This is a genomic window from Mycobacterium sp. NGS64 (assembly GCF_059812245.1).
In genome coordinates, this window is sequence record NZ_JCALCI010000007.1 from 109,618 (window position 1) to 135,444 (window position 25,827).

15 protein-coding genes and 1 pseudogene are annotated in these 25,827 nt (G+C 68.3%); 13 read left to right on the plus strand and 3 right to left on the minus strand.

Translation table 11 applies throughout. The annotated features are described in order from the left end of the window. Positions 1-16 precede the first annotated feature (16 nt). Together AC5Y4S_RS24950 and AC5Y4S_RS24955 are read left to right on the plus strand one after the other, a co-directional pair. Complete coding sequence (locus AC5Y4S_RS24950) at positions 17-802, plus strand: lysophospholipid acyltransferase family protein (RefSeq protein WP_500035263.1); 786 nt, start codon at positions 17-19, stop codon at positions 800-802. Positions 803-821: 19 nt separating this feature from the next. Continuing rightward, complete coding sequence (locus AC5Y4S_RS24955; protein ID WP_500035264.1) at positions 822-1,637, plus strand: HAD family hydrolase; 816 nt, start codon at positions 822-824, stop codon at positions 1,635-1,637. Here AC5Y4S_RS24955 and AC5Y4S_RS24960 read toward each other — a convergent pair. The 3 genes and pseudogenes from AC5Y4S_RS24960 to AC5Y4S_RS24970 all read right to left on the minus strand — a co-directional run. Continuing rightward, positions 1,634-3,184 carry a PE family protein gene (locus AC5Y4S_RS24960; protein WP_500035265.1) on the minus strand — a complete coding sequence of 517 codons (1,551 nt, stop codon included), beginning with the start codon at positions 3,182-3,184 and terminating at the stop codon, positions 1,634-1,636. The two genes, AC5Y4S_RS24955 and AC5Y4S_RS24960, sit on opposite strands and share 4 nt — an antisense overlap. Positions 3,185-3,310: 126 nt before the next feature. Then, entirely contained in the window at positions 3,311-4,942 is a 1,632-nt protein-coding gene (locus AC5Y4S_RS24965) for an N-acetylmuramoyl-L-alanine amidase (protein WP_500035278.1), read from the minus strand. A gap of 399 nt (positions 4,943-5,341) precedes the next feature. Further along, positions 5,342-6,262: pseudogene (locus AC5Y4S_RS24970) on the minus strand (PirG); the annotation flags it as partial. 268 nt (positions 6,263-6,530) lie between these two features. Here AC5Y4S_RS24970 and glf point away from each other — a divergent pair. From glf to AC5Y4S_RS25025, 11 genes are all read left to right on the plus strand, one after another. Beyond that, the gene (gene glf / locus AC5Y4S_RS24975) at positions 6,531-7,730 is read left to right on the plus strand and encodes a UDP-galactopyranose mutase (protein ID WP_500035266.1); all 1,200 of its coding nucleotides are present in this window, start codon (positions 6,531-6,533) and stop codon (positions 7,728-7,730) included. After that, on the plus strand, positions 7,727-9,619 hold the full coding sequence (locus AC5Y4S_RS24980) for a glycosyltransferase (RefSeq protein WP_500035267.1): 1,893 nt from the start codon (positions 7,727-7,729) through the stop codon (positions 9,617-9,619). The genes glf and AC5Y4S_RS24980 overlap by 4 nt, the downstream gene beginning before the upstream one ends. Further along, positions 9,612-10,148 (plus strand): phosphatase PAP2 family protein, encoded by a 537-nt coding sequence (locus tag AC5Y4S_RS24985; RefSeq protein ID WP_500035268.1) that lies wholly within the window; start codon positions 9,612-9,614, stop codon positions 10,146-10,148. The genes AC5Y4S_RS24980 and AC5Y4S_RS24985 overlap by 8 nt, the downstream gene beginning before the upstream one ends. Next, positions 10,145-11,053: a decaprenyl-phosphate phosphoribosyltransferase gene (locus tag AC5Y4S_RS24990; RefSeq protein WP_068103426.1), complete on the plus strand. Its 909-nt coding sequence runs from the start codon at positions 10,145-10,147 to the stop codon at positions 11,051-11,053. The genes AC5Y4S_RS24985 and AC5Y4S_RS24990 overlap by 4 nt, the downstream gene beginning before the upstream one ends. Next, the gene (gene aftB / locus AC5Y4S_RS24995) at positions 11,040-13,022 is read left to right on the plus strand and encodes a terminal beta-(1->2)-arabinofuranosyltransferase (protein WP_500035269.1); all 1,983 of its coding nucleotides are present in this window, start codon (positions 11,040-11,042) and stop codon (positions 13,020-13,022) included. The genes AC5Y4S_RS24990 and aftB overlap by 14 nt, the downstream gene beginning before the upstream one ends. A 329-nt stretch (positions 13,023-13,351) precedes the next feature. Beyond that, positions 13,352-14,398 carry an esterase family protein gene (locus AC5Y4S_RS25000; RefSeq protein ID WP_068103430.1) on the plus strand — a complete coding sequence of 349 codons (1,047 nt, stop codon included), beginning with the start codon at positions 13,352-13,354 and terminating at the stop codon, positions 14,396-14,398. 153 nt (positions 14,399-14,551) lie between these two features. Further along, complete coding sequence (locus AC5Y4S_RS25005) at positions 14,552-15,472, plus strand: esterase family protein (protein WP_068103432.1); 921 nt, start codon at positions 14,552-14,554, stop codon at positions 15,470-15,472. Positions 15,473-15,593: 121 nt separating this feature from the next. Further along, positions 15,594-16,604 carry a carboxylesterase Culp6 gene (culp6, locus tag AC5Y4S_RS25010; RefSeq protein ID WP_500035270.1) on the plus strand — a complete coding sequence of 337 codons (1,011 nt, stop codon included), beginning with the start codon at positions 15,594-15,596 and terminating at the stop codon, positions 16,602-16,604. Between the two features lie 362 nt (positions 16,605-16,966). Continuing rightward, on the plus strand, positions 16,967-18,865 hold the full coding sequence (fadD32, locus tag AC5Y4S_RS25015) for a long-chain-fatty-acid--AMP ligase FadD32 (RefSeq protein WP_500035271.1): 1,899 nt from the start codon (positions 16,967-16,969) through the stop codon (positions 18,863-18,865). Between the two features lie 10 nt (positions 18,866-18,875). Further along, positions 18,876-24,200, plus strand: a complete 5,325-nt coding sequence (gene pks13, locus AC5Y4S_RS25020) for a polyketide synthase Pks13 (protein WP_500035272.1) — start codon at positions 18,876-18,878, stop codon at positions 24,198-24,200. Next, positions 24,160-25,788 carry an acyl-CoA carboxylase subunit beta gene (locus tag AC5Y4S_RS25025; RefSeq protein ID WP_500035273.1) on the plus strand — a complete coding sequence of 543 codons (1,629 nt, stop codon included), beginning with the start codon at positions 24,160-24,162 and terminating at the stop codon, positions 25,786-25,788. Before pks13 ends, AC5Y4S_RS25025 begins: the two co-directional genes overlap by 41 nt. The last annotated feature ends 39 nt before the right edge of the window (positions 25,789-25,827 follow it).

The following is a 25,827-nucleotide window of genomic DNA, read 5'->3' on the forward strand; positions in this document are numbered from 1 at the left end:
GGGGAAGGAGAGGAACATGGCAGAGCCCTTTTTCCGCTTGGCGGAGATTGTCGTTCCAGCGTTCGCCGCGATGAACGGGACCAAGCTCAATTACCAAGGCTTGGAAAACATTCCCGCGCGCGGCGGCGCCCTGATCGCGCTCAACCACACCAGCTACCTGGACTGGATGCCCGCGTCGATCGCCGCCCACGAACGCAAGCGACGGCTGCGCTTCATGATCAAAGCCGAGATGGCGGACGTGAAGGCCGTCAATTTCGTGATCAAGCACTGCCAGCTCATTCCGGTGGACCGCCGGAACGGGGAGGAAGCGTACGCGGTAGCCGTGCAGAAGCTGCGGGAGGGCGAACTCGTCGGGCTCCATCCCGAGGCCACCATCAGCCGCAGTTACGAACTCCGGGAGTTCAAGTCGGGAGCGGCCCGCATGGCGCTGGAGGCCCGGGTGCCGATCATTCCGATGATCGTCTGGGGCGCGCACCGGATCTGGCCCAAGGATCATCCAAAGAAGGTGTTCCGCAACAAGGTTCCGATCACCGTCGCCGCCGGGCGGCCGCTGGCGCCGCAGGGCAACGCCGAGCAGCTCATCGCCGCGGTGCGCCAGACGATGAACGCGATGTTGTACCGGGTGCAAGAGGAGTACCCGCACCCCGAGGGCGAATTTTGGGTGCCTCGGCGGCTGGGCGGCGCCGCGCCCACCCAGGACGATTCCCGGGCGATCCGGTTGGCCGAATTGCAGGAGCGCATCCAACGGTCCGGCACCGACGGCGTGACGCGACCGGGGCAGACCCAAAGCGGAATCCACTGAGAGAAGGCGGATTCGCTCAATGACCTTGCCGGCGCTGATCGCCTGCGACGTCGACGGCACCTTGTTCGACGAAAACGAGACGATCTCCCCGCGCACCCGTGACGCGGTGCGTGCCGCCGTCGACGCCGGGGCGCAGTTCGTGGTGGCGACCGGCCGGCCGCCGCGCTGGATACGGCCAGTGGTGGAGGCGCTCGGTTTCGCGCCAATCGCGGTGTGCGCCAACGGCGCCGTTCTGTACGACCCCGCGACCGACCGCGTGCTGTCGTCGCGAACGCTTGCCGTCGACACCCTGGCCGAGTTGGCGGAGCTCGCGACGCGCGTGATCCCGGGCGCGGGGCTGGCCGTCGAGCGGATCGGCGAACGCGCCCACGACACGGCGACGCCCCAGTTCATCAGCTCGCCGGGCTACGAGCACGCGTGGCTGAACCCGGACAATACCGAGGTGTCGATCGCAGATCTGCTGAGCGCCCCGGCGATCAAGCTGCTGATCCGCAAAGCCGGTGCCCGCAGTTCGGACATGGCCGCCGAACTCGCCAAACATGTTGGCATCGAAGGTGATATCACCTACTCGACGAACAACGGCCTGGTCGAGATCGTGCCGCTGGGGATCAGCAAGGCCAGCGGTGTGGAAGAGGTCGCCAAGCCACAGGGGATCACCAGCGACGAGGTGGTGGCGTTCGGCGACATGCCCAACGACATCCCGATGCTGCTGTGGGCGGGCCACGGTGTGGCAATGGGCAACGCACATCCCGACGTGCTGGCCGCCGCCGACGAGGTCACCACGCCCAACAGTGACGACGGCGTGGGACGCGTGCTGGAACGCTGGTGGCTTTAGCCCGCGGGCGTGATTGCCGCCGCGAGTTGTTGCGGCAGGTAGTTGACCATCAGCGGGACGAGTCCCATGAACGGCGTGCCGAAGATGGTCACGAGTAGGGGCACACCACCAGGGAACCCGCTGAAATCTACCGTGGCGGTAATCGGATGGGGCGGAACGAGAATGCCGTCGAAGGGCAGGTGCAGAGTGATCGGCAGGGTGGTGCTGACGGGGCCAATGATCGGCACTGTGACGCTTATCGGCACGGGGATCGTCATGTCCACGATGGTTTCGCCATTCAGGAAGCCGTTGGCCACCACGGCCGGGGCGTTTACCAGCGCACCGAGGGCTCCCACCGGGTCACCGGCCAACAGGGCCGTCTGAACCGCCGTCGCGCTGGTCGCGAGTCCCGTGAGCCCGGCGAGCGGCGCACCCGCCGCGGAATAGGTGATCACCAGCGGCAACCCGAAGAATGCGCTCAGCGAACCGGTTGTGGGGTTGGCCAGCGGTAAGGTGGCGGTCGCCGAAATGCTGGGAATCGTAAGCACATTGAGCACGTTGGTGAAGTTCTGCGACATCTGCTTGGGGATCGAGGGCGGCATCAGGTTGGTGAAGTACTGCGCCTCCTGCCCGGGAACGTTGGCGAGCGTGAACAGATTTCCCAGCGGGCCGACCAGGGTCGGAGTGACTACGGCACTCACCGTGGGAAGGGCTGGCGGGAAGATGCTTCCGCCCGTAATGGTGATCACCGGGGTGCCCGGGTCGGTCCCCGTCACCAGCAGATTGGCAAAGGCCTGCGCCACGTCCTGCACCGCGCCGAAGTAATTGCCGGCCAGGACGGCCTGCCAGGCCACCTGGAGCTGCGCGCCGAAAGCCGGCAGGCCGGCGATAATGCCGGTCGTCGCGGCGTAGAGGTTGGTCACGAACTCCTGGGCGAAGCCGATCTGTGTCGTGACGAACCCCTGCAGGGCCGTGACCGGGTTGAACGCCAGAAGTTGCTGGATTGCGGCCTGGATGGTCGCCGGCAGGTTCGCCAGCACGGTCGGGAAGTTCTGGATGGTGTAGGTGAGCGCCGTCGCGACCTGCTGCCAGTAACCCATCTGGTTGGCGATGACCTGGCGCAGGAACGGGAACGGGTCGGCGGCCCAGGTGCCGTAGACAGCCTGCAGGTTCGCCGAAGTCGTCGCGATCAGCTGCCCGTACGCACCGCCCGGACCCAAGGTGGCGGCCGCGCCGCCGAGCGCCTGGGCGGGGGCGTTCACCGTGCTCAGCAGGCCTTGCTCGACGTTGGCGATCTCGGTGCCCGCGTACGCCGCCGCGCTACCGTTCAAGAGGCTCACGAACTCGTCCTGAAAAGCCGCCGCCTGCGCCGCGGCGGCGTGGAATTCGCGGCCATAGGTGCCGAACACCTGTGAGATCGCCGCGGACACCTCGTCGGCGGCCGCGGCCGCGATCCCGGTGGTGGGGCCCGCCGCCGCGGCAGTGGCCTCGTCCAGGCTGGAGCGAATACCCGCCAGATTCTCGGCGGCGGTCGTCACTACTTCCGGCGCTGTGACCACGAACGACACGGCCGTCTCCCCTCGAGTCCATCCCCGACCCCGCGATTGGTGCTGCAAGCTCGAGCGTATGTGACCTAGCGCACATCCGGTCCGAAACGAACCATTCGCCCCGAAATAAGCGCGGGCTGCCCCCAGCTAGGTGGCGGTGGGGTGCGCCGGCAGCGAGAAGTGTTCGTAGGGCACCTCGGGACCGCTCGGCGATTGCAGCGGCGTCGTGATGCCGTCGACGACCTCGGTGACGTTTCCGGTGAGCCGGTCGTAGTTCAGCACCCCGTGCTGGAAATTCTGCGTAATGCGCAGCGGCTCTTGGATTTCCGCGCTGGTGGGCAACCCGAGCGGACCGCGCTCGTAGCTGAGCGAGGCCCAGGCGTCATAGATGGCGCCGGTCACCGGCTGCGCGCCGGTCTCGGGCGACCAGTACATCGCGCCCCTGGCGAAGGTCGCGAAGCGGCCGCCTTCGGCGTCGTCTTCCGGCGAGGTGGGTGCGCCTAGGACGCTGTTCATGCCGCCGATCGCGAGCCAGTGCTCGTAGATGGCGCCGCCCTGCAGCGCCTTGATCAACTCCTCCGGAGGATCGTTGAAATGCGATGCGATGTCGCGGATCTCGTCCATCAGCGCGTAGGCCGCGTTGCCGGGGCAGTCGGTGTTGCCGACGTCGCGGTGGGTGAAAATGGTCGGCAGGTTCGCGATCGCGCCGGCCGGGAAGGTGGTGTAGTGGCTACCGGCCGACTCCAGGGCCACCGTGCCCTTGGGGTCGACGCCGTCCATGCCCAGCCGCCAGCCGAGCAACCGGCCCACGGTCCGCAGCTGGATGGGGCTCGGCGGCACGTCATCGAAGTTGCCGATCATCGCCACACCCCAGGTGTTGCGGTTGAAGCCGCCGGTGTGGAAGGCCTCCACGGCCTTGGTCAGGCCCCCGGCGCTGCCCTCGAACACCTGACCGTACTTGTCGACCAGCGCGTTGTAGGCGATGTCGCACCAGCCCAGGGTCTTGCTGTGGTAGGTGTAGATCGCCTTGACGATCCCGGCCGATTCCAGCGGGGAGTAGTCGTTGCTGCCCGCGGTGTGATGGATGACGGCGGCGCGAATCCCGTTGTCGTACTGGGGACTACCGCATCGCAGCGACTCGTCGGCGCCCCACTCCGCCCGGCTGATGATGGCGGGCGGCTGGCCGGGCATCATGACCCCCGACGGCGGCGTCCACTGGGTTCTGGCCGGCGCTTGCGGCGGGGAGATGAGGATCGCTGAGATGTTCTCCGCGTAGGGCTGTTCCCTGGAAGCCGGCTTGTATCCGAGGCCTGTGTCGTTGGCCGGGGCCGGGGGCGGTTGGGTCGTCGGCGCATCGATCGGTCGCGTGACCGCGATCTGGACCGTCGTCGTGGTGCCGACGAACACCGGATCGGTGCTGCGCGGGCCCTCGGTGGCTCCGGCGCTCGCGGGTCCGGCGTCGGGGGCCGCGGTCTCGTATTCGGTCCGGTACCAGGGGCCCCAGGAGCCGTCGGGGCGCTTGGCGCGCACCCGGGTGGATGTGCCGGCTAGGTCCCCGGTGAGCGCCACCAAGGAAAACGGGGTGTCCTGGCTGACTTCGCGAACCGTGACTCCGCCCCCGAGCCCGATCAGCGGCTGCTCGGCCAATTGAGTCTCGGCCGGTCGCGGTGGTTTCGGGGCATCCCGGTCGCGCGTCGCGTCGCCGACCCAGGAGACGATGACGACCGTCGCCGCGATGGCGGTAAGCAACATCGTCGGCGCGCGACTCCGGGACACCAGCTGATGTTACTTGTGTTTCAGATGTTATTTATGAGGCGACACGATGTACGGCGCTAAAAGGCCACGAAAACGTGTTCGACGGCACCGCAGAGGGCGGGCTCTGCGGTGCCGTCAGGGGGCAGGTTCCTCGCGGTCCTAGTGGGGCAGAACCGGCGCGGCGGCGCCGGTCAAAGCGCCGGTGGCACCGGTCGCGGCCGGTAGCGCACCCGCGGCGGCCGGCAGCGCACCGGCGGCAGCGCCCGGCAGGGCGCCCGCGGCACCCGGCAGCGCTCCGGCAGCGCCCGGCAGGGCACCCGCGGCTCCCGCCGCGGCCGGCAGCGCACCGGCGGCAGCGCCCGGCAGGGCACCCGCGGCACCCGGCAGGGCACCCGCAGCGCCCGGCAGGGCACCCGCGGCGCCCGGCAGGGCAGCGGCGGCGCCCGGCAGGGCCTTGGCCGCACCCGGCAGCGCACCCGCGGCGGCCGGCAACGCGGCACCCGGCGCGGCGCCCGCGGCGCTCTGCTGGATACCTTGCGTGATGGCCGGCATCACCAGGCCCTTGAGCAGGTCGATCGCCTGGTTGGCGCCCAACTGGTTGGCGGCCTGCATCAGGTCGTTCATCAGCCCGCCGCCACCAGAGGTGCCGCCCGTCCCGCCGGTGCCACCGGACGCGATCGGCGAAGCGCCGCCCAGCGTCGACGGGTCACCGAGGATGGGGTACGTGCCGCCGGCGCCCGGGTCCAGCCCGGTCGTCGAGTCGATCGGCACCTCGCTGGGCGAGAGCGTGGGGCTGGCCAGCCCGGGTGTGACCCCGGCCGGGCTGGTCAGCCCGGGGTTGGCCAGCGCGGGGTTGAGCCCCGCGGCCGGCGTCGTCGGCACCGCACCCGGCGTGGCGACCCCGGGTGTGCCCGGCGTCGTGGGCGGCAGGCCCGGGTTCGCCAGAGCGGGGCTCGTCAAGCCTGGGCTCGTCAAGCCCGGGCTGGTCAGCCCCGGACTGGTCAGCGCGGGGCTCGTCAAGCCTGGGCTGGTCAGCCCCGGGCTCGTCAAACCTGGGCTGGTGAGGCCCGGACTGGTCAGACCCGGTGTGGCGGCACCGGTTCCGCTGAGGGCGGGCACCGGCGGCAGGTTGATGCCGAACTGCGACAGGCCCTGCGACAGCGCGCCCATCAGCTCGCCGGGCAGGTCGGACATCACCGCAGCCTGCTTGAACTCGTGGTGCTCGGCCGGCTTGCTGCCGGCGGTCGATTCGTAGACCAGGAAGTATGCGCAAGGACTCGCCACTGCCACAGCGGCGACCGCGCTCATGGCTGTCGAAACCTTGCGTCGGCGTCGATTCGGCACGGAAGTCTCCTCGTATCTGGACAACTATTTGAACTGCTTGTTGTGTCGGCGTGCCCTGCCCGTGGTGTCCGGCGTGAAGCACACAGAGTCGATGGTACGAGTGGGATTGCTGTGACTAGAGTGCTGATATTGAATCGTGAGGTAATTGAGAGTCCGACTGTGACCGCGGATTCCGACCATGCCCAAGCAGTCGTTACCGCGACCAACCCCGGCATCGTGGCCTCGCCAAATGGGTTAGACCCGCGCGGTCGGATACCCTAAGCAACCGATGACAGCTCGTTTCGACCTCCTCGTCGTCGGCTCCGGATTCTTCGGCCTGACCATTGCCGAGCGCGCGGCTACCCAGCTCGGGAAGCGCGTGCTCGTCCTCGACCGGCGCCCGCATCTGGGCGGCAATGCGTACTCCGAGGCCGAGCCCCAGACCGGCATCGAGGTGCACAAGTACGGCGCACACCTGTTCCACACCTCTAATAAGAGGGTCTGGGATTACGTGCGCCAGTTCACCGACTTCACCGACTACCGTCACCGCGTCTTCGCGATGCACAACGGGCAGGCCTACCAGTTCCCGATGGGGCTGGGCCTGGTGTCGCAGTTCTTCGGCCGGTACTTCACCCCGGACGAGGCACGGCAGCTGATCGCCGAGCAGGCCGCCGAGATCAACACCGCGGACGCGCAAAACCTGGAAGAGAAGGCGATCTCGCTGATAGGCCGGCCCCTTTACGAGGCGTTCGTCAAGGGCTACACGGCCAAGCAGTGGCAGACCGACCCCGCCACGCTGCCCGCCGCCGTCATCAATCGGCTGCCGGTGCGCTACACGTTCGACAACCGATACTTCAGCGACACCTACGAGGGACTGCCGGTCGACGGCTACACGGCGTGGCTGCAGCGGATGGCCGACGACGACCGCATCGAGGTCAGGCTGAACACCGACTGGTTCGACGTGCGCGACGAACTGCGCGCGGAGTCACCGGACGCCCCCGTCGTGTACACGGGGCCGCTGGACCGCTACTTCGACTACGCCGAGGGCCGCCTGGGCTGGCGCACACTGGACTTCGAGGTGGAAGTGCTGCCGATCGGGGATTTCCAGGGGACTCCGGTGATGAACTACAACGACCTCGACGTGCCCTACACCCGCATCCACGAGTTCCGTCACTTCCACCTCGAGCGTGACTACCCGACCGACAAGACGGTGATCATGCGCGAGTACTCCCGCTTCGCCGAAGACGATGACGAGCCCTACTACCCGATCAACACCGAGGCCGACCGCGCCCTGTTGGCTGCCTATCGAGAACGGGCGAGGGCCGAGACGGCGTCGTCGAAGGTCCTGTTCGGCGGCCGGCTGGGCACCTACCAATACCTGGACATGCACATGGCCATCGCCAGCGCGCTGAGCATGTACGACAACATCCTTGCGCCGCACCTGCGTGACGGCGCACCACTCATGCAAGACGAGGGGGCGAACGCGTGAGCGCGGTCAGTCTGCTGTCCCGAATCATCCTGCCGCGTCCGGGCGAACCGCTCGACGTGCGCAAGCTTTACCTCGAGGAGTCGACCACCAACGCGCGGCGCGCGCACGCGACATCGCGCACCTCGCTACAGATCGGCGCCGAGTCGGAGGTGTCGTTCGCGACGTACTTCAACGCGTTCCCGGCCAGCTACTGGCGGCGCTGGTCGATCTGCACGTCGGTGGTGTTGCGGGTCGAGCTGACCGGAACCGGGCGCGTCGACATGTACCGGACCAAGGCCACCGGGGTCCGGATTTCGGTGGAGGGCCGCCAGTTCGTCGGCACCGACGATCAGCCGGCGGTCGTCGAGATCGAGGTGCCGCTGCGGCCGTTCGAGGACGGCGGCTGGATCTGGTTCGACATCACCACCGACACCGCGGTCAGCCTGCTCAGCGGTGGGTGGTACGCCACCGAGCCCGCTCCGGGCACCGCCAACGTCGCCGTCGGTATCCCCACCTTCAACCGTCCCGCCGACTGTGTCAACGCACTGGCCGACCTCACCGCAGATCCGTTGGTGGACAAGGTGATTGGGGCGGTAATCGTGCCGGACCAGGGCGTCCGCAAGGTGCGCGACCACCCGGACTTTCCGGCCGCAGCCGCCGGCCTGGGCGACCGGCTGTCGATCCACGACCAGCCGAACCTCGGCGGTTCCGGCGGATACAGCCGGGTGATGTACGAGGCGCTGAAAAACACGGATTGCCAACAGATCCTGTTCATGGACGACGACATTCGCATCGAGCCGGACACCATCCTGCGGGTGCTGGCGCTGAACCGCTTCGCCAAGACGCCGATGCTGATCGGCGGTCAGATGCTCAACCTGCAGGAGCCGTCGCACCTGCACATCATGGGCGAGGTGGTCAACCAGTCGAACTTCATGTGGACCGCCGCGCCGCACGCCGAGTACGACCACGACTTCGCGAAATTCCCCTTGAACGACAACAACGATCGGAGCGCGCTGCTGCACCGGCGCATCGACGTCGACTTCAACGGCTGGTGGACGTGCATGATCCCGCGGCAGGTCGCCGAGGAGATCGGCCAGCCGGTGCCGTTGTTCATCAAATGGGACGACGCCGAATACGGCCTGCGCGCCGGCGAGCACGGCTATCCGACGGTCACCTTGCCCGGGGCCGCGATCTGGCATATGGCCTGGAGCGACAAGGACGACGCCATCGACTGGCAGGCCTACTTCCACTTGCGCAACCGGTTGGTGGTCGCGGCGCTGCACTGGGACGGCGATATCACCGGATTGGTCCGCAGCCACCTTAAGGCGACACTGAAACACCTTGCCTGCCTTGAATACTCGACGGTCGCGATCCAGAACAGGGCGATCGACGACTTTCTGGCCGGTCCCGAGCACATCTTCTCGATCCTGGAATCGGCGCTGCCGGAAGTGCACCGCATCCGCAAGGAGTACCCGGACGCCGTCGTGCTGCCGGCCGCGAGCGAGCTGCCACCGCCGCAGAACAAGACCAAGGCGATGAAGCCGCCGGTGAACCCCGTTTCCATCGGTTACCGGCTGGCGCGCGGGATATTGCACAACATGACAGCGGCCGACCCGGAAGCCCACACGCGTCCGGAGTACAACGTGCCGACCCAGGATGCGCGCTGGTTCCGGCTCTGCACGGTCGACGGCGTGACGGTCACGACCGCCGACGGGTGCGGCGTGGTCTACCGACAGCGCGACCGGCGAAAGATGATGTCGCTGTTGCTGAAATCGCTACGCCGCCAGCGTAAGTTGCTGGGCCGGTTCGACGAGATGCGCCGGGTCTACCGGGAGGCGCTGCCCGTGCTGTCCAGCAAGCAGAAGTGGGAGACGGCGTTGTTGCCGGCCGGCGAGTCAAAACATGGTTGAATCGGCGGCCCCGCGCGGTGAGGTGGCCGCGCTGGTGGCCGTCCAGTCGGCGCTGGCCGATAGGCCCGGAATGCTGGGCGCGGCGCGAGGGCTGTCCCACTTTGGCGAGCACAGCATCGGCTGGCTGGTGGTGGCGCTGCTCGGTGCGGTGCTGATGCCGAGCCGACGCCGCGAGTGGCTGGTGGCCGGGGCCGGCGCGTTCGTCGCGCACGCCGCCGCCGTGCTGGTCAAGCGCGTGGTGCGGCGCAAGCGGCCCCACCACCCGTCGGTCGCGGTGAACGTCGGCACGCCGAGCCAACTGAGCTTCCCCTCCGCGCACGCCACCTCCACCACCGCCGCGGCCATCCTGATGAGTCGCGCAACCGGGCTCCCCTTACCCGTGTTGCTCGTCCCTCCGATGGCGCTGTCGCGGATACTGCTGGGCGTGCACTATCCCAGCGACGTAGCCTTCGGCATCGCCCTCGGTGCCGCCGTCGCGGGAGTCGCCGACCGGAGCGACCAGTGGTGCCGAAAGAGGTGCACCGAATGAGCGAAGACGTGGTGGTCGGGCCTCCGGCGAACCTGATCGTCGGGGTGGTCAAGGCGATCCGCCCGCGCCAATGGGTGAAGAACGTCCTCGTCCTGGCCGCGCCGCTGAGCGCGGCGGGACGGGGCCACCGATATGACTACGGCCAGCTCGGAATTCAGGTTGCGGTGGCCTTCGCGGTGTTCAGCCTGGCGGCCTCCGCGGTGTACCTGATCAACGACGTCCGCGACGTCGAGGCCGACCGCGAACACCCCACCAAACGGTTCCGCCCGATCGCCGCCGGCGTGGTGCCGGAATGGCTGGCCTACGCCCTCGCGGTGGTGCTCGGGGTGGCGTCGCTCGGCCTGGCGTGGTGGCTGACGCCGAACCTGGCGGTGGTGATGGCGGTCTACATCGCCATGCAGCTGGGCTACTGCTTCGGCCTCAAGCACCAGGCGGTGATGGACATCTGCATCGTGTCGTCGGCGTACCTGCTGCGGGCCATCGCCGGGGGCGCGGCCACCGACACCCGGCTGTCTCAGTGGTTTTTGCTCATGGCGGCATTCGCGTCGCTGTTCATGGTGGCCGGCAAGCGCTACGCCGAACTGCAACTGGCCGAACGCACCGGCGCGGCGATCCGCAAGGCGCTGGAGAGCTACACCAGCACCTACCTGCGCTTCGTCTGGACGATGTCGGCCACCGCGGTGGTGCTGTGCTACGGGCTGTGGGCATTCGAGCGCGAACACGGCGAGGCGGGCTGGTTCGTGGTGTCCATGGTCCCGTTCACCATCGCGATCCTGCGCTACGCGGTCGACGTCGACGGCGGGCTGGCCGGGGAGCCCGAAGACATTGCGTTGCGCGACCGGGTGCTGCAGCTGTTGGCGCTGGCGTGGATCGCAACAGTTGGGGCCGCCGTTGCCTTCGGCTAGCCCCCATCTGAACGGCCTGAAGGCGCTGAGGGTGGGGGTGCTGCGCCGGCCGGTGATCAGGCGGCCCGGCCGGCCGCTCTTCCCCTACGTCACCGCGGTGCGGGTCAGCCTGTGGATCAGCGTGGCGGTGGTCGCGGTCCTGTTCGGGTGGGGCGCGTGGGAGCGGCGCTGGATCGCCGACGACGGGCTCATCGTGCTGCGCACGGTGCGCAATTTGCTGGCCGGCAACGGCCCAGTGTTCAACCAGGGCGAACGGGTCGAGGCGAACACCTCCACCGCGTGGACCTATCTGATGTATCTGGGCAGCTGGGTCGGCGGCCCGATGCGCATGGAGTACGTGGCTTTGGCGCTGGCCCTGACGCTTTCGGTGCTGGGCGTGGCTTTTTTGATGCTCGGCGCCGGCCGGTTGTACGCGCCCAGCCTGCGGGGCCGCAGGGCGATCATGCTGCCCGCCGGCGCGCTGGTCTACATCGCGCTGCCGCCCGCCCGCGACTTTGCCACATCGGGCCTGGAGAGCGGCCTGGCGCTGGCCTACCTGGGGTTGCTGTGGTGGATGATGGTGTGCTGGGCGCAGCCGGTGCGCGGGCGTCCGGGTGGCCCGGTCTTCGTCGGTGCGCTGGCCTTCGTCGCCGGGTTCAGCGTTCTCGTCCGACCCGAGCTGGCGCTGATGGGCGGGCTGGCGCTGATCATGATGCTCATCGCCGCGCGCACCTGGCGGCGCCGGGCGCTGGTCGTGGTGGCCGGCGGATTTCTGCCGGTCGCCTACGAGATCTTCCGGATGGGCTACTACGGTCTGCTGGTGCCCGGCACGGCGTTGGCCAAGGACGCGGCCGGCGACAAGTGGTCGCAGGGGATGATCTACCTCGCCAACTTCAATGCGCCCTACGCCGTGTGGGTTCCGGTGCTGCTGCTGGTGCCGCTCGGCGTGCTGGTGGTGGTGGCCCGGCGCCGCCCGTCGTTCCTGCGCCCGGCGCTGTCACCGGATTACGGGCGCCTGGCGCGGGCGGTGCAGAGCCCGTCGGCGGTCGTCGCATTCGTCCTCGTCAGCGGCCTGCTGCAGGGGCTCTACTGGATCCGGCAGGGCGGGGATTTCATGCACGCGAGGGTGTTGCTGGCGCCGCTATTTTGTTTGCTGGCGCCGGTGGCCGTCGTCCCGGTTGCCCTGCCCGACGGGCAGGACTATTCGCGGGAGACCGGCTACTGGGCGGCCGGTGCCGCCGGCGCGCTGTGGCTGGGCGTCGCGGGCTGGTCGCTGTGGGCAGCAAACTCACCCGGGATGGGCGACGACGCCACCCACGTCACCTACTCGGGCATCGTCGACGAGCGCCGCTTCTACGCACAGGCCACCGGGCATGCGCACCCGCTGACGGCCGCCGACTACCTGGACTACCCGAGGATGGCCGCCGTCCTGACCGCGCTCGACAACACCCCGGAGGGCGCGTTGCTGCTGCCGTCGGGCAACTACACCCAGTGGGACCTGGTGCCGATGCTGCAGCCCGCGCCCGGGGACGCCACGGCGCCGCAAAAACCGCAGCATGCCGTGTTTTTCACCAACCTGGGCATGCTGGGGATGAACGTCGGGCTTGATGTGCGGGTGATCGACCAGATTGGGCTGGCAAACCCGCTCGCCCAGCACACGGAGCGGCTGAAGCACGGCCGAATCGGGCACGACAAGAACCTCTTCCCCGACTGGGTGATCGCCGACGGCCCGTGGGTGAAGTTGTATCCGGGAATTCCAGGCTATTTGGACGTGAACTGGGTCGCGCAGGCCGTCGCGGCGCTGCAGTGCCCCGAGACGAAGGCGATGCTGAGCTCGGTGCGAGCCCCAATGACCTTGCATCGCTTCGTTTCCAACGTCGTACACAGCTTCGAGTTCACCAAGTACCGCATCGATCGCGTTCCGCTCTACGAGCTCGCCAGGTGTGGGCTGCCGGTTCCGCAGGCGATCCCACCGCCTCCTCGCGAATGAGGCGCCGCATCCGGATTTTTTTCGGCGCATCGTGAAACGGGCGCTGCCGGTGACTGTGCGGCACATTGCCAGCAACTTCACATCTGTGCTCTCACCAGTGATCGACCGCGGCCAAGCACATGCGGAAACGCGATTCTCGGCTGCACCGTCCGACCCGAAATTCGTTGCAAAAATGGGCCGAATGACTGTTTGCCTGACCTGCTCGATGAGAGGGGATGGCCGATGGTGTGGTTGACTACACGAGCACTGCTGCGCAGATCGTATGCAGTACGACCCAATTCGACGATGCGCCTGTACTAAGGGCGCGCCGAAAGGATGAGGAAGCAAGGATGACGCTTGTCGACAGGTTTCGCGGCGCCGTGGCTCGCATGCCACGACGACTCGTGGTGGGGGCCGTTGGCGCGGCCCTGCTCTCGGGTCTGATTGGCGCCGTGGGGGGCTCGGCGACCGCCGGGGCGTTCTCGCGCCCGGGTCTGCCGGTGGAGTACCTGCAGGTTCCCTCGGCCGCTATGGGCCGCGACATCAAGGTTCAGTTCCAAAGCGGTGGTGCCAACGCGCCGGCGCTCTACCTGCTCGACGGCATGCGCGCGCAGGACGACTACAACGGCTGGGACATCAACACCCCCGCGTTCGAGTGGTACAACCAGTCGGGCATCGCCGTGGTCATGCCGGTCGGTGGGCAGTCCAGCTTCTACTCCGACTGGTATGCGCCCGCCTGCGGTAAGGCCGGCTGCACCACCTACAAGTGGGAGACCTTCCTGACCAGCGAGCTGCCGGCGTACCTGTCGGCCAACAAGCAGGTCCGGTCCACCAACAACGCCGCCGTCGGTCTGTCGATGGCCGGATCGTCGGCGCTGATCCTGGCCGCCTACCACCCGAACCAGTTCGTCTACGCCGGCTCGCTGTCGGCGCTGCTGGACCCGTCGCAGGGGATGGGTCCGTCGCTGATCGGGCTGGCCATGGGCGACGCGGGTGGCTACAAGACCAAGGACATGTGGGGCCCCAAGGAGGACCCCGCCTGGCAGCGCAACGACCCGTCGCTGCAGGTCGGCAAGCTGGTCGCGAACAACACCCGCATCTGGGTGTACTGCGGTAACGGCAAGCCGTCGGACCTGGGTGGTGACAACCTGCCCGCCAAGTTCCTCGAGGGCTTCGTGCGGACTTCCAACCTGAAGTTCCAGGACGCGTACAACCAGGCCGGCGGCCACAACGCGGTGTGGAACTTCGACGCCAACGGCACCCACGACTGGCCCTACTGGGGCGCGCAGCTGCAGGCGATGAAGGGTGACCTGCAGTCGACGCTGGGCGCCACCCCGGGCGCCGGTCCGGCCACGGCTGCGGCCGCGGGCAACCAGGGCACCGGCACCGGCACTTAAGAACGAGCAACGCGACCGACGGCGGCGATCCAATCGGGTCGCCGCCGTTGGTTTGCGCGCGGCGAGTGTGGCCTATATCACTACCCTGCTGACCGCCCCGCGTGTCGCCCTGGCTAATGTGCAGACACAGCGACTAGACGATGGAGGGTGGACATGAGGGTCGTACGGGGTCTGTCAGCGCTTCTGCGGATGTTTGGTGTCACCGCACTGTCCGTCGGGTTGGCGGTGACCTTCGCCTTGGTGACGACCGCAACCGCCGGCAAGGCCAGGGCCGCGGGTTACGAAAGCCTGATGGTCCCGTCGGCGGCGATGGGCCGTGACATCCCGGTGGCCTTCCTGGCCGGCGGTCCGCACGCGGTGTATCTGCTGGACCCCTTCGACGCCGCTCCGGACGTCAGCAACTGGGTCACCGCCGGCAACGCGATGAACACGCTGGCCGGCAAGGGCATCTCGGTGGTGGCACCCGCCGGGGGCGCCTACAGCATGTACACGAATTGGGAGAACGACGGCAGCAAGCAGTGGGACACCTTCCTGTCCAGCGAGCTGCCCAACTGGCTGGCCGCCAACAAGGGCCTGGCACCCGGCGGGCACGCCGCCGTGGGCGCCTCCCAGGGCGGCTACGCCGCGATGGCGCTGGCTTGCTTCCACCCCGACCGCTTCGGCTTCGCCGGTTCGCTGTCCGGTTTCCTGTACCCGTCGAACACCACGACGAACGGTTCGATCCTGGCCGGCCTGCAGCAATTCGGCGGCGTCGACGGCAACGGCATGTGGGGCGCGCCGCAGCTGGGCCGGTGGAAGTGGCACGACCCGTGGGTGCACGCCTCCCTGCTGGCGCAGAACAACACCCGCGTCTGGGTTTGGAGCCCGACCACCGACGCGGCTAGCGATCCCGCCGCCATGATCGGGCAGGCCGGCGAGGCGATGGGCAACAGCCGGATGTTCTACCAGCAGTACCGCAGCGTCGGCGGGCACAACGGCCACTTCGACTTCCCCGGCGGCGGCGACAACGGCTGGGGCTCGTGGTCGGGTCAGCTGGGCGCCATGTCGGGCGACATCGTGGGCGCGATCCGCTAGGACGCCGAGGCCCAGGGTGCCGCGCGAAACGCCGGTACCGTGTAGGAAAGTGCAGCAGGGGGCGGGATGTCCGCTTGCCTGAAACCGAGCTGCGATCGACCGACTCTGCTAGCAGGAGACCATGACGACGAGCGCGCGGCGCAAACGCCACCGGATCCTCGCCTGGATTGCCGCGCTCGCCGTGGCGGGCGTCGTGTTGCTGGTCGTGGTGGCCGTCATCACGCTGCTGCGCAACCGCGAATCGCCGCCCAGCGCCGTGCCCCCGGGCATCCTGCCGCCGCCCGCCACGTCGACCCACCCGCACAAGCCGCGGCCGGCGTCCCAGGACGCCTCATGCCCCGACGTGCAGTTGGTCAACGTCCCCGGCACCTGGGAGTCCGCCCCGCAGGACGACCCGCTCAACCCGGCGCAGTTCCCGAATGCGTTGCTGCACAAGGTCATAAACGAGATCTCCCAGCAGTTCCCGTCGTCGCGGGTGCAGACGTACACCACGCCCTACACGGCGCAGTTCCACAACCCGTTGAGCGGCGACACGCAGATGTCCTACAACGAAAGCCGGGCGGAAGGCACCCGCGCGACCGTTCAGGCGATGACCGACATGAACAACAAGTGCCCGCTGACCAGTTACGTGCTGATGGGCTTCTCCCAGGGCGCGGTGATCATCGGCGACATCGCCAGCGACATCGGCAACGGCCGCGGACCCGTCGACGACGACCTGGTGCTCGGTGTGACGTTGATCGCCGACGGCCGTCGCCAGGACGGGGTGGGCAACGACATCGGGCCGAACCCGCCGGGCGAGGGCGCCGAGATCACGCTGCACGAGGTGCCGGTGCTGTCCGGGCTCGGCCTGACCATGACGGGTGCGCGGCCGGGCGGCTTCGGCGCGCTGAACGGCAAGACGAACGAGATCTGCGCCCCGGGCGACCTCATCTGCGCGGCGCCGAACGAAGCATTCAGCGTCGCCAAGCTGCCGGACACGTTGAACACCCTGGCCGGAGGCGCCGGGCAGCCGGTCCACGCGCTGTACGCCACGACCCAGTTCTGGAACCTCGACGGGGCGCCGGCGACCGATTGGACGCTGAATTGGGCCCGCGGGCTGATCGAAAACGCGCCGCATCCCAAACATGGGTGACTCCGCCTGGTCGGCTGGACGAGGGCGCGCCGGGTTGGCCCGATGAATAGGGCGCTAGACACAGCCGCGACGTAGGCGAATCCGTGACGGGATCGGCGGTACCTTGTGATTTGGTCTGCCGCGGGGCGGCCCTTAACATTAAGAGAAAATTAAGAGCAATCAGCACTTGGTTGCGGTCCCGATCGGGGCCAAAGCTGGCGGGGACTGGCACGGACCGGCGCTCCCAGCCGGGTGGTGTGCACAGCCGGCTCGTGTATAGAGGACCAGTCGGTGAAGCCGACACGCGCAAGTCGGCGAAGCCGACACCGGAGGCATTACAGCCGGCTTAGCCGGCCGAGATGGTTGTGACAGGAGAAGACGGCATGGCGTACCACAACCCGTTCATCGTGAATGGAAAGATCAGGTTCCCGGACAACACGAACCTGGTTCGTCACGTTGAGAAGTGGGCGAAGGTTCGCGGCGAAAAGCTCGCCTATCGGTTCATCGACTACTCCACCGAGCGCGACGGCGAGTACCGCGACATCTCGTGGTCGGAGTTCAGCGCCCGCAACCGGGCCGTCGGCGCTCGCCTGCGACAGGTCACCCAGCCCGGTGACCGCATCGCCATCCTGTGCCCCCAGAACCTCAACTACCTGGTCGCGTTCTTCGGCGCGCTGTATGCCTGCAGGATCGCCGTGCCGCTGTTCGATCCGAGCGAACCGGGCCACGTCGGCCGTCTGCACGCCGTGCTCGACGACTGCACCCCGTCGACGATCCTGACCACCACCGAGGCCGCCGAGGGGGTCCGCAAGTTCATCCGCGCCCGCTCGGCCAAGGAGCGTCCGCGCGTCATCGCCGTCGACGCCGTGCCGAACGAGGTCGCCGCCACCTGGGAAGAGCCGGTGGCCGACGAGAACACCATCGCCTACTTGCAATACACCTCCGGCTCCACGCGCACCCCGACCGGCGTGCAGATCACCCACCTCAACCTGCCGACCAACGTGCTGCAGGTGCTCAACGGCCTCGAGGGCAAAGAGGGCGACCGCGGGTTGTCCTGGCTGCCCTTCTTCCACGACATGGGCCTGATCACCGCGCTGCTGTCACCGGTGCTCGGCCAGAGTTTCACCTTCATGACCCCGGCCGCGTTCGTACGGCGGCCGGGCCGGTGGATCCGGGAGATGGCGCGCAAGCCCGACGACGCCCCGGAGTGCGAGGTCTTCACCGTCGCGCCGAACTTCGCCTTCGAGCACGCCGCGGTGCGCGGCGCGCCCAAGGAAGGTGAGCCGCCCCTGGACCTGAGCAATGTGAAGGGCATCCTCAACGGCAGCGAGCCGGTGTCCCCGGCGTCGATGCGCAAGTTCTACGAGGCGTTCGCGCCGTACGGCTTGCGGGAGACGGCGATCAAGCCGTCCTATGGCCTGGCCGAGGCGACTTTGTTCGTCTCCACGACGCCGATGGACCAGGCGCCCCGGGTCATCCACGTCGACCGCGACGAGATGAACAACCAACGCTTCGTCGAGGTCCCCGCCGACGCGCCGAACGCGGTCCCCCAGGTGTCCGCCGGCACCATCGGTGTCGACGAGTGGGCCGTCATCGTCGATCCGGACACGGCCAGCGAGCTGCCGGACGGGCATGTCGGCGAGATCTGGCTGCACGGCAACAACCTCGGCACCGGGTACTGGGGCAAGGAAGAGGAAACCCAGCACACCTTCCGCAACATCCTGAAGTCCCGCATCAGCGAGTCGCACGCCGAGGGCGCCGCGGACGACGGGCTGTGGGTGCGCACCGGTGACTACGGCACCTACCACGACGGCCACCTCTATATCGTCGGCCGCATCAAGGACCTGGTCATCATCGACGGGCGCAACCACTACCCGCAGGACCTCGAGTACTCGGCGCAGGAAGCCAGCCGCGCGCTGCGCACCGGCTACGTGGCCGCCTTCTCGGTCCCGGCCAACCAGCTGCCCCAGGTCGTGTTCGACAACCCGCACGCCGGCATCAAGCACGACCCCGAGGACACCTCCGAGCAGCTCGTGATCGTCGCCGAGCGCGCCGCCGGCACGCACAAGCTCGACTACCAGCCCATCGCCGACGACATCCGCGCGGCCATCGCCGTGCGGCACGGCGTCACCGTGCGCGACCTGCTGCTGGTGCAGGCGGGAACCATTCCGCGCACCTCGAGCGGCAAGATCGGGCGCCGCGCCTGCCGCGCCGCCTACCTCGACGGAAGCCTGCGCAGCGGCATCGGTTCCCCGACCGCCTTCGCGGGCGCGAACGACTGAACCAGGAATCATGACTGACATAGACGAATCCCAGGAGAATCTGCCCGCCAAGAAGGCCGACTTAACCGTCCCCGAGATGCGCCAATGGCTGCGCAACTACGTCGCCAAGGCCACCGGACAGTCGCCCGATTCGATCGACGAGTCGGTGCCGATGGTCGAGCTGGGCCTGTCGTCGCGCGACGCGGTTGCGATGGCCGCCGACATCGAGGACATGACCGGTGTCACGCTGTCGGTCGCGGTGGCGTTCCAGCATCCGACCATCGAGTCGCTGGCGACCCGGATCATCGAGGGCGAGCCCGAACCGGACCTGTCGGACGACGACGTCGTCGACTGGTCGCGCAACGGCCCCGCCGAGCGCGTCGACATCGCCGTCGTGGGCCTGGCGACCCGGCTGCCCGGCGACATGAACAGCCCCGAGGAAACCTGGCAGGCGCTGATCGAGGGCCGCGACGCCATCACCGATTTGCCCGAGGGCCGCTGGGAGGAATTCCTCGACGAGCCGCGGCTGGCCGAGCGGATCGCCAAGGCCCGCACCAAGGGTGGCTACCTGAAGGACATCAAGGGCTTCGACTCCGAGTTCTTCGCGATCGCCAAGACCGAGGCCGACAACATCGACCCGCAGCAGCGGATGGCGCTGGAGCTGACCTGGGAGGCGCTCGAGCACGCGCGCATCCCGGCGTCGAGCCTGCGCGGCGAGGCGGTCGGCGTCTTCGTCGGCGTCTCCAACCATGACTACGGCTTCTTGGCCATCTCCGACCCGACCGCCGCGCACCCGTACGCGATCACCGGTAACTCACCATCGATCATCGCGAACCGAGTGTCCTACTTCTACGACTTCCGTGGGCCTTCCGTCGCGGTCGACACCGCGTGCTCGAGCTCGCTGGTGGCGATCCACCAGGCGGTGCAGGCGCTGCGCAACGGCGAGGCCGACGTGGCGGTGGCCGGCGGCGTCAACGCGCTGATCACGCCCGCGGTGACACTCGGTTTCGACGAGATCGGCGCGGTGTTGGCCCCCGACGGCCGGATCAAGTCGTTCTCTTCGGATGCCGACGGCTACACCCGCTCGGAGGGCGCTGGCATGCTGGTGCTCAAGCGGGTCGACGACGCCCGCCGCGACGGCGATCAGATCCTGGCCGTGATCGCCGGCAGCGCGGTCAACCACGACGGCCGGTCCAACGGCCTGATCGCGCCCAACCAGGACGCCCAGGCCGACGTGCTGCGCCGGGCCTACAAGGACGCCGGCATCGATCCGCGCAACGTCGACTACATCGAGGCCCACGGCACCGGCACCGTCCTCGGTGACCCGATCGAGGCCGAGGCGCTGGGCCGCGTCGTCGGCCGGGGCCGCCCGGCCGACCGCCCGGCGCTGTTGGGCGCGGTGAAAACCAATGTGGGGCACATGGAGTCGGCCGCCGGCGCGGCCAGCATGGCCAAGGTGGTGCTGGCGCTGCAGCACGACAAGCTGCCGCCGTCGCTGAACTTCGCCGGCCCCAGCCCCTACATCGACTTCGACGCGATGCGCCTCAAAGTGATTGACAAGGCGACCGATTGGCCGCGCTACGGCGGCTACGCGCTCGCCGGGGTGTCCAGCTTCGGCTTCGGTGGCGCCAACGCGCACGTGGTGGTGCGCGAGGTCCTGCCCCGCGACGTGATCGAGAAGGAGCCGGAGCCGCAGCCCGAGGCCAAGGCGGCCGCCGAGGCGGCCTCGGAAACCGCTCAAGCGCCCACGTTCGAGGCGCACTCGCTGCGGTTCGACGACTTCGGCAACATCATCCCCGACGCCACCCCCGCGGCCGAGGAGGAAGAGCCCGACCTGCCGGAGGTCACCGAGGAGGCGCTGGAGCTCAAAGCCGCCGCACTGGAAGAGCTTGCGGCGCAAGAGCTTCCGCCACCGGTCATCCCGCTCGTCGTGTCGGGGTTCCTGACCTCCCGGAAGAAGGCCGCTGCCGCCGAGCTCGCGGACTGGATGGAAAGCCCCGAGGGACAGGCGTCGTCGCTGGAATCGATCGGCCGGTCGCTGTCGCGTCGCAACCACGGCCGCTCGCGCGCGGTGGTGCTGGCGCACGACCACGAGGAGGCCATCAAGGGCCTGCGCGCGATCGCCGAGGGCAAGCAACGGCCGAACGTGTTCAGCGTCGACGGGCCGGTGAGCAACGGACCGGTGTGGGTGCTGGCCGGTTTCGGCGCGCAGCACCGCAAGATGGGCAAGAGCCTGTACCTGCGCAACGAGGTCTTCGCCAAGTGGATCGAGAAGGTCGACGCGCTGGTCCAGGACGAGTTGGGCTACTCGGTGCTCGAGCTGATCCTGGACGACTCGCAGGACTACGGCATCGAGACCACCCAGGTGACCATCTTCGCGATCCAGATCGCGCTGGGCGAGCTGCTCAAGCACCACGGCGCCAAGCCCGCCGCCGTGGTCGGCCAGTCGCTGGGCGAGGCGGCGTCGGCGTACTTCGCCGGCGGCCTGTCGCTGCGCGACGCCACCCGGGCCATCTGCTCGCGCTCGCACCTGATGGGCGAGGGCGAGGCGATGCTGTTCGGTGAGTACATCCGGCTGATGGCGCTGGTGGAATACTCCGCCGACGAAATCAAGACGGTGTTCTCCGACTACCCCGACCTGGAGGTGTGCGTCTACGCCGCACCCACCCAGACCGTCATCGGCGGACCGCCCGACCAGGTGGACGCGATCATCGCCCGCGCGGAGGCCGAGGGCAAGTTCGCCCGCAAGTTCCAGACCAAGGGCGCCAGCCACACCCAGCAGATGGATCCGCTGCTCGGGGAGCTGGCCGCGGAGCTGCAGGGCATCAAGCCGATGAGCCCGACGTGCGGCATCTACTCGACCGTGCACGAGGGCAGCTACATCAAGCCGGGCAGCGAGCCGATCCACGACGTGGACTACTGGAAGAAGGGGCTGCGTCATTCCGTCTACTTCACCCACGGAATCCGCAACGCCGTCGACAGCGGGCACACCACCTTCGTCGAACTGGCGCCCAACCCCGTCGCGCTGATGCAGGTCGGCCTGACCACGGCGGACGCCGGGCTGCACGACGCCCAGCTGATCCCGACGCTGGCCCGCAAGCAGGACGAGGTCGAGTCGATCACCTCGACCCTGGCCCAGCTCTACGTCTACGGCCACGACCTGGACCCCCGCACGCTGTTCACCCGGGCCTCGGGGCCGCAGGATTACGCGAACATCCCGCCGACCCGGTTCAAGCGCAAGGAGCACTGGCTCGACGTGCAGGTCGCCTCGGGCAGCGGCGCGATCATCATGCCGGGCAACCACGTCGCGCTGCCGGACGGCCGCCACGTGTGGGAGTACGCGCCCAAGGGCCTGACGGATCTGGCGTCGTTGGTGAAAGCCGCTGCGGCCGAAGTGCTTCCGGACGCCAAGTTGACCGCCGCCGAAGAGCGCGCCAAGCCGGGGGAGGGCTCCCGGCTGGTGACCACCCTGACCCGGCACCCTGGCGGCGCGTCGGTTCAGGTGCACGCTCGCATCGACGAGTCGTTCACGCTCGTCTACGACGCGCTGGTGACGCGGGGCGGTGCCGAGTCCGTGCTGCCGGTTGCGGTAGGCGCCGGTACGGCGCTCGCGGCTCCGAACAACGGGGCCGTGGCGGAGGCTCCCGTGGACGGTCCTGAGGAGGAGGCGCTCAGCGACAGCTTGACCAACCGGTACATGCCGGCCGGTTTCACCAAATGGTCACCGGATTCCGGCGAGACCATCGCCGAGCGGCTCGGCGCCATCGTCGGCGCGGCCATGGGTTACGAGCCCGAGGACCTGCCGTGGGAGGTGCCGCTGATCGAGCTGGGCCTGGATTCGCTGATGGCGGTGCGGATCAAGAACCGCGTCGAATACGACTTCGACCTGCCGCCGATCCAGCTGACCGCGGTGCGCGACGCCAACCTCTACGCCGTCGAGAAGCTGATCGAGTACGCCGTCGAGCACCGCGACGAGGTGCAGCAGCTGGCCGAACACCAAAAGACGCAGACGGCCGAGGAAATCGCCAGGGAGCAGGCCGAATTGCTCAGCGGCGCGACGGCCGCGTCGGTGGTGGCGCCGGCTCCCGACCCGCAGGCCGAGCCGCAGACTCAGGCGCCCCCGGCGTCGGACCTTCCGATCCCGCCGCCGCCGACCAACCCGTCTGGACCCGCGGCCAACGGGACCAACGGCGGCCAGCCGAACCTGGCCGGGGCGGCCGAGGCGCTCAACCAGCAGGCGGTCGCCCAGGCGCTCAACTCCGACGTGCCGCCGCGCGATGCGGCTGAGCGGGTCGCGTTCGCCACGTGGGCGATCGTGACCGGCAAGTCCCCGGGCGGCATCTTCAACCCGCTGCCCAAGCTGGACGCCGACGCCGCCGCCAAGATGGCGCAACGGCTTTCGGAGCGCGCCGAGGGCCCGATCACCGCCGAGGACGTGCTGGCGTCGGAGAACATCGAGGCGCTGGCCGAGAAGGTGCGCGAGCACTTGGAGGCCGGGGTGGTCGACGGTTTCGTGCGCACCCTGCGGGCGCGCCCGGAGGGCAGCACGAGGACACCGGTGTTCGTGTTCCACCCGGCCGGCGGGTCGACGGTGGTTTACGAGCCGCTGCTCAACCGGTTGCCGGCGGACACCCCGATGTACGGGCTCGAGCGGGTCGAGGGCACGATCGAAGAGCGTGCGGCGCAATACGTTCCGAAGCTGATTGAGATGCAGGGCGACGGGCCCTACATCCTGGCCGGCTGGTCTTTGGGCGGTGTGCTGGCTTACGCGTGTGCGATCGGGCTGAAGCGGCTGGGCAAGGACGTCGAGTGGGTCGGGTTGATCGACGCGGTGCGTGCGGGCGAGGAGGTTCCGCAGACCAAGGAGGAGATCCGCAAGCGCTGGGACCGCTACGCCCGGTTCGCCGAGAAGACGTTCAACGTCACCATCCCGGAGATCCCCTACGAGCATCTCGAGCAGCTCGACGACGAGGGCCAGATCAAGTTCGTGCTGGAGGCGGTCAGCCAGAGCGGGGTGCAGATCCCGGCCGGGATCATCGAGCACCAGCGGACGTCGTACCTGGACAACCGGGCCATCGACACCGCACAGATCCAGCCGTACGACGGGCACGTCACGCTCTACATGGCCGATCGCTACCATGACGACGCGATCATGTTCGAGCCGCGCTACGCCACCCGCAAGCCGGACGGCGGCTGGGGCGAGTACGTGTCCGACCTCGAGATCGTGCCGATCGGTGGCGAGCACATCCAGGCCATCGACGAGCCGATCATCGCCAAGGTCGGCGCGCACATGACCCAGGCGCTGAACAAGATCGATGCCGAACGGCAGCAGGACAAGTCCGAACAGGTTAGGTAGGCAAGTAGTGACGGAGACCGTGCCAGCTCCAGCGCCCGTTCAGCACACCACTGCGGAGAAGTTGGCCGAGCTGCACGCTCGCCTGGAACTCGCCAAGGAACCCGGCGGCGAGAAGGCCGCCGCCAAGCGCGACAAGAAGGGCATCCCGAGCGCCCGCGCGCGGGTGCACGCGCTGGTGGATCCCGGCACCTTCTTCGAAGTCGGGGCGCTGGCCAAGACGCCCAACGACCCGAACGCGCTCTACGGCGACGGGTGCGTCACCGGCCACGCGATGATCGACGGCCGCCCGGTGGGGGTGTTCTCCCACGACCAGACCGTGTTCCAGGGCACGGTCGGCGAGATGTTCGGCCGCAAGGTGGCCCGGCTGATGGAATGGTGCGCGATGGTCGGGTGCCCGATCATCGGCATCCAGGACTCCGGCGGCGCCCGCATCCAGGACGCGGTCACCTCATTGGCGTGGTACGCGGAACTGGGCCGGCGCCACGAGGCGCTGTCCGGCCTGGTTCCGCAGATCTCCCTCATCTTCGGCAAATGCGCTGGGGGAGCGGTGTATTCGCCGATCCAGGACGACCTGCTCGTGTCGGTGCGCGACCAGGGCTACTTCTTCGTGACGGGACCCGACGTGATCCGGGAGGTCACCGGCGAGGACGTCACCCTCGACGAGCTCGGCGGCTCCGACGCGCAGGCCCGCTACGGCAACATCCACCAGGTCGTCGACTCCGAGGCGGAGGCGTTCCAGTACGTCCGCGAGTTCCTGTCGTTCCTGCCGTCCAACTGCTTCGACAAACCGCCGATCGTCAACCCCGGGCTGGAGCCGGAGATCACGCCGACCGATTTGGAGCTCGACTCGATCGTGCCGGACTCCGACAACATGGCCTACGACATGCACGAGATCCTGCTGCGGATCTTCGACGACGGCGACTTCCTCGAGGTCGCCGCGCAGCACGGGCCGGCCATCATCACCGGGTACGCCCGAGTCGACGGGCGCCCGGTCGGCGTGGTCGCGAACCAGCCGATGCACCTGTCCGGTTCCATCGACAACGAGGCCTCCGACAAGGCGGCCCGGTTCATCCGGTTCTGCGACGCGTTCAACATCCCGCTGGTCTTCGTCGTGGACACGCCGGGTTTCCTACCGGGCGCGGAGGAGGAGAAGCGGGGCATCATCAAGCGCGGCGGCCGGTTCCTGTACTCGGTCGTCGAGGCCGACGTGCCGAAGGTGACGATCACGATCCGCAAGTCCTACGGCGGCGCCTACGCCGTGATGGGCTCCCGGCAGCTGACCGCGGACTTCAACTTCGCCTGGCCGACCGCGCGCATCGCGGTGATCGGCGCCGAGGGCGCCGCCCAGCTGCTGATGAAGCGGTTCCCGGACCCGACGACGCCCGAGGCGCAGCAGATCAAGAAGGACTTCATCGAGGGCTACAACCTCAACATGGCGATCCCGTGGACCGCCGCCGAGCGGGGCTTCATCGACGCCGTCATCGACCCGCACCAGACCCGGTTGCTGCTCCGCAAGTCGATGCACCTGCTGCGCGACAAGCAGTTGTGGTTCCGCGTGGCCCGCAAGCACGGGCTGATCCCGGTCTAGTTTTTACCGCGAGCAGACGCAGAATCGCGCTCTTCATTG

Excerpts from the sequence above, each read along its gene's own strand:
- AC5Y4S_RS24950 (WP_500035263.1), top strand. The coding sequence starts at position 17 with ATGGCAGAGCCCTTTTTCCGCTTGGCGGAGATTGTCGTTCCAGCGTTC.
- AC5Y4S_RS25000 (WP_068103430.1), top strand. The coding sequence starts at position 13,352 with ATGACGCTTGTCGACAGGTTTCGCGGCGCCGTGGCTCGCATGCCACGA.
- AC5Y4S_RS25025 (WP_500035273.1), top strand. The coding sequence starts at position 24,160 with ATGCCGAACGGCAGCAGGACAAGTCCGAACAGGTTAGGTAGGCAAGTA.
- AC5Y4S_RS24985 (WP_500035268.1), top strand. The coding sequence starts at position 9,612 with ATGGTTGAATCGGCGGCCCCGCGCGGTGAGGTGGCCGCGCTGGTGGCC.
- glf (WP_500035266.1), top strand. The coding sequence starts at position 6,531 with ATGACAGCTCGTTTCGACCTCCTCGTCGTCGGCTCCGGATTCTTCGGC.
- fadD32 (WP_500035271.1), top strand. The coding sequence starts at position 16,967 with ATGGCGTACCACAACCCGTTCATCGTGAATGGAAAGATCAGGTTCCCG.
- AC5Y4S_RS25005 (WP_068103432.1), top strand. The coding sequence starts at position 14,552 with ATGAGGGTCGTACGGGGTCTGTCAGCGCTTCTGCGGATGTTTGGTGTC.
- AC5Y4S_RS24955 (WP_500035264.1), top strand. The coding sequence starts at position 822 with ATGACCTTGCCGGCGCTGATCGCCTGCGACGTCGACGGCACCTTGTTC.
- pks13 (WP_500035272.1), top strand. The coding sequence starts at position 18,876 with ATGACTGACATAGACGAATCCCAGGAGAATCTGCCCGCCAAGAAGGCC.
- culp6 (WP_500035270.1), top strand. The coding sequence starts at position 15,594 with ATGACGACGAGCGCGCGGCGCAAACGCCACCGGATCCTCGCCTGGATT.
- AC5Y4S_RS24990 (WP_068103426.1), top strand. The coding sequence starts at position 10,145 with ATGAGCGAAGACGTGGTGGTCGGGCCTCCGGCGAACCTGATCGTCGGG.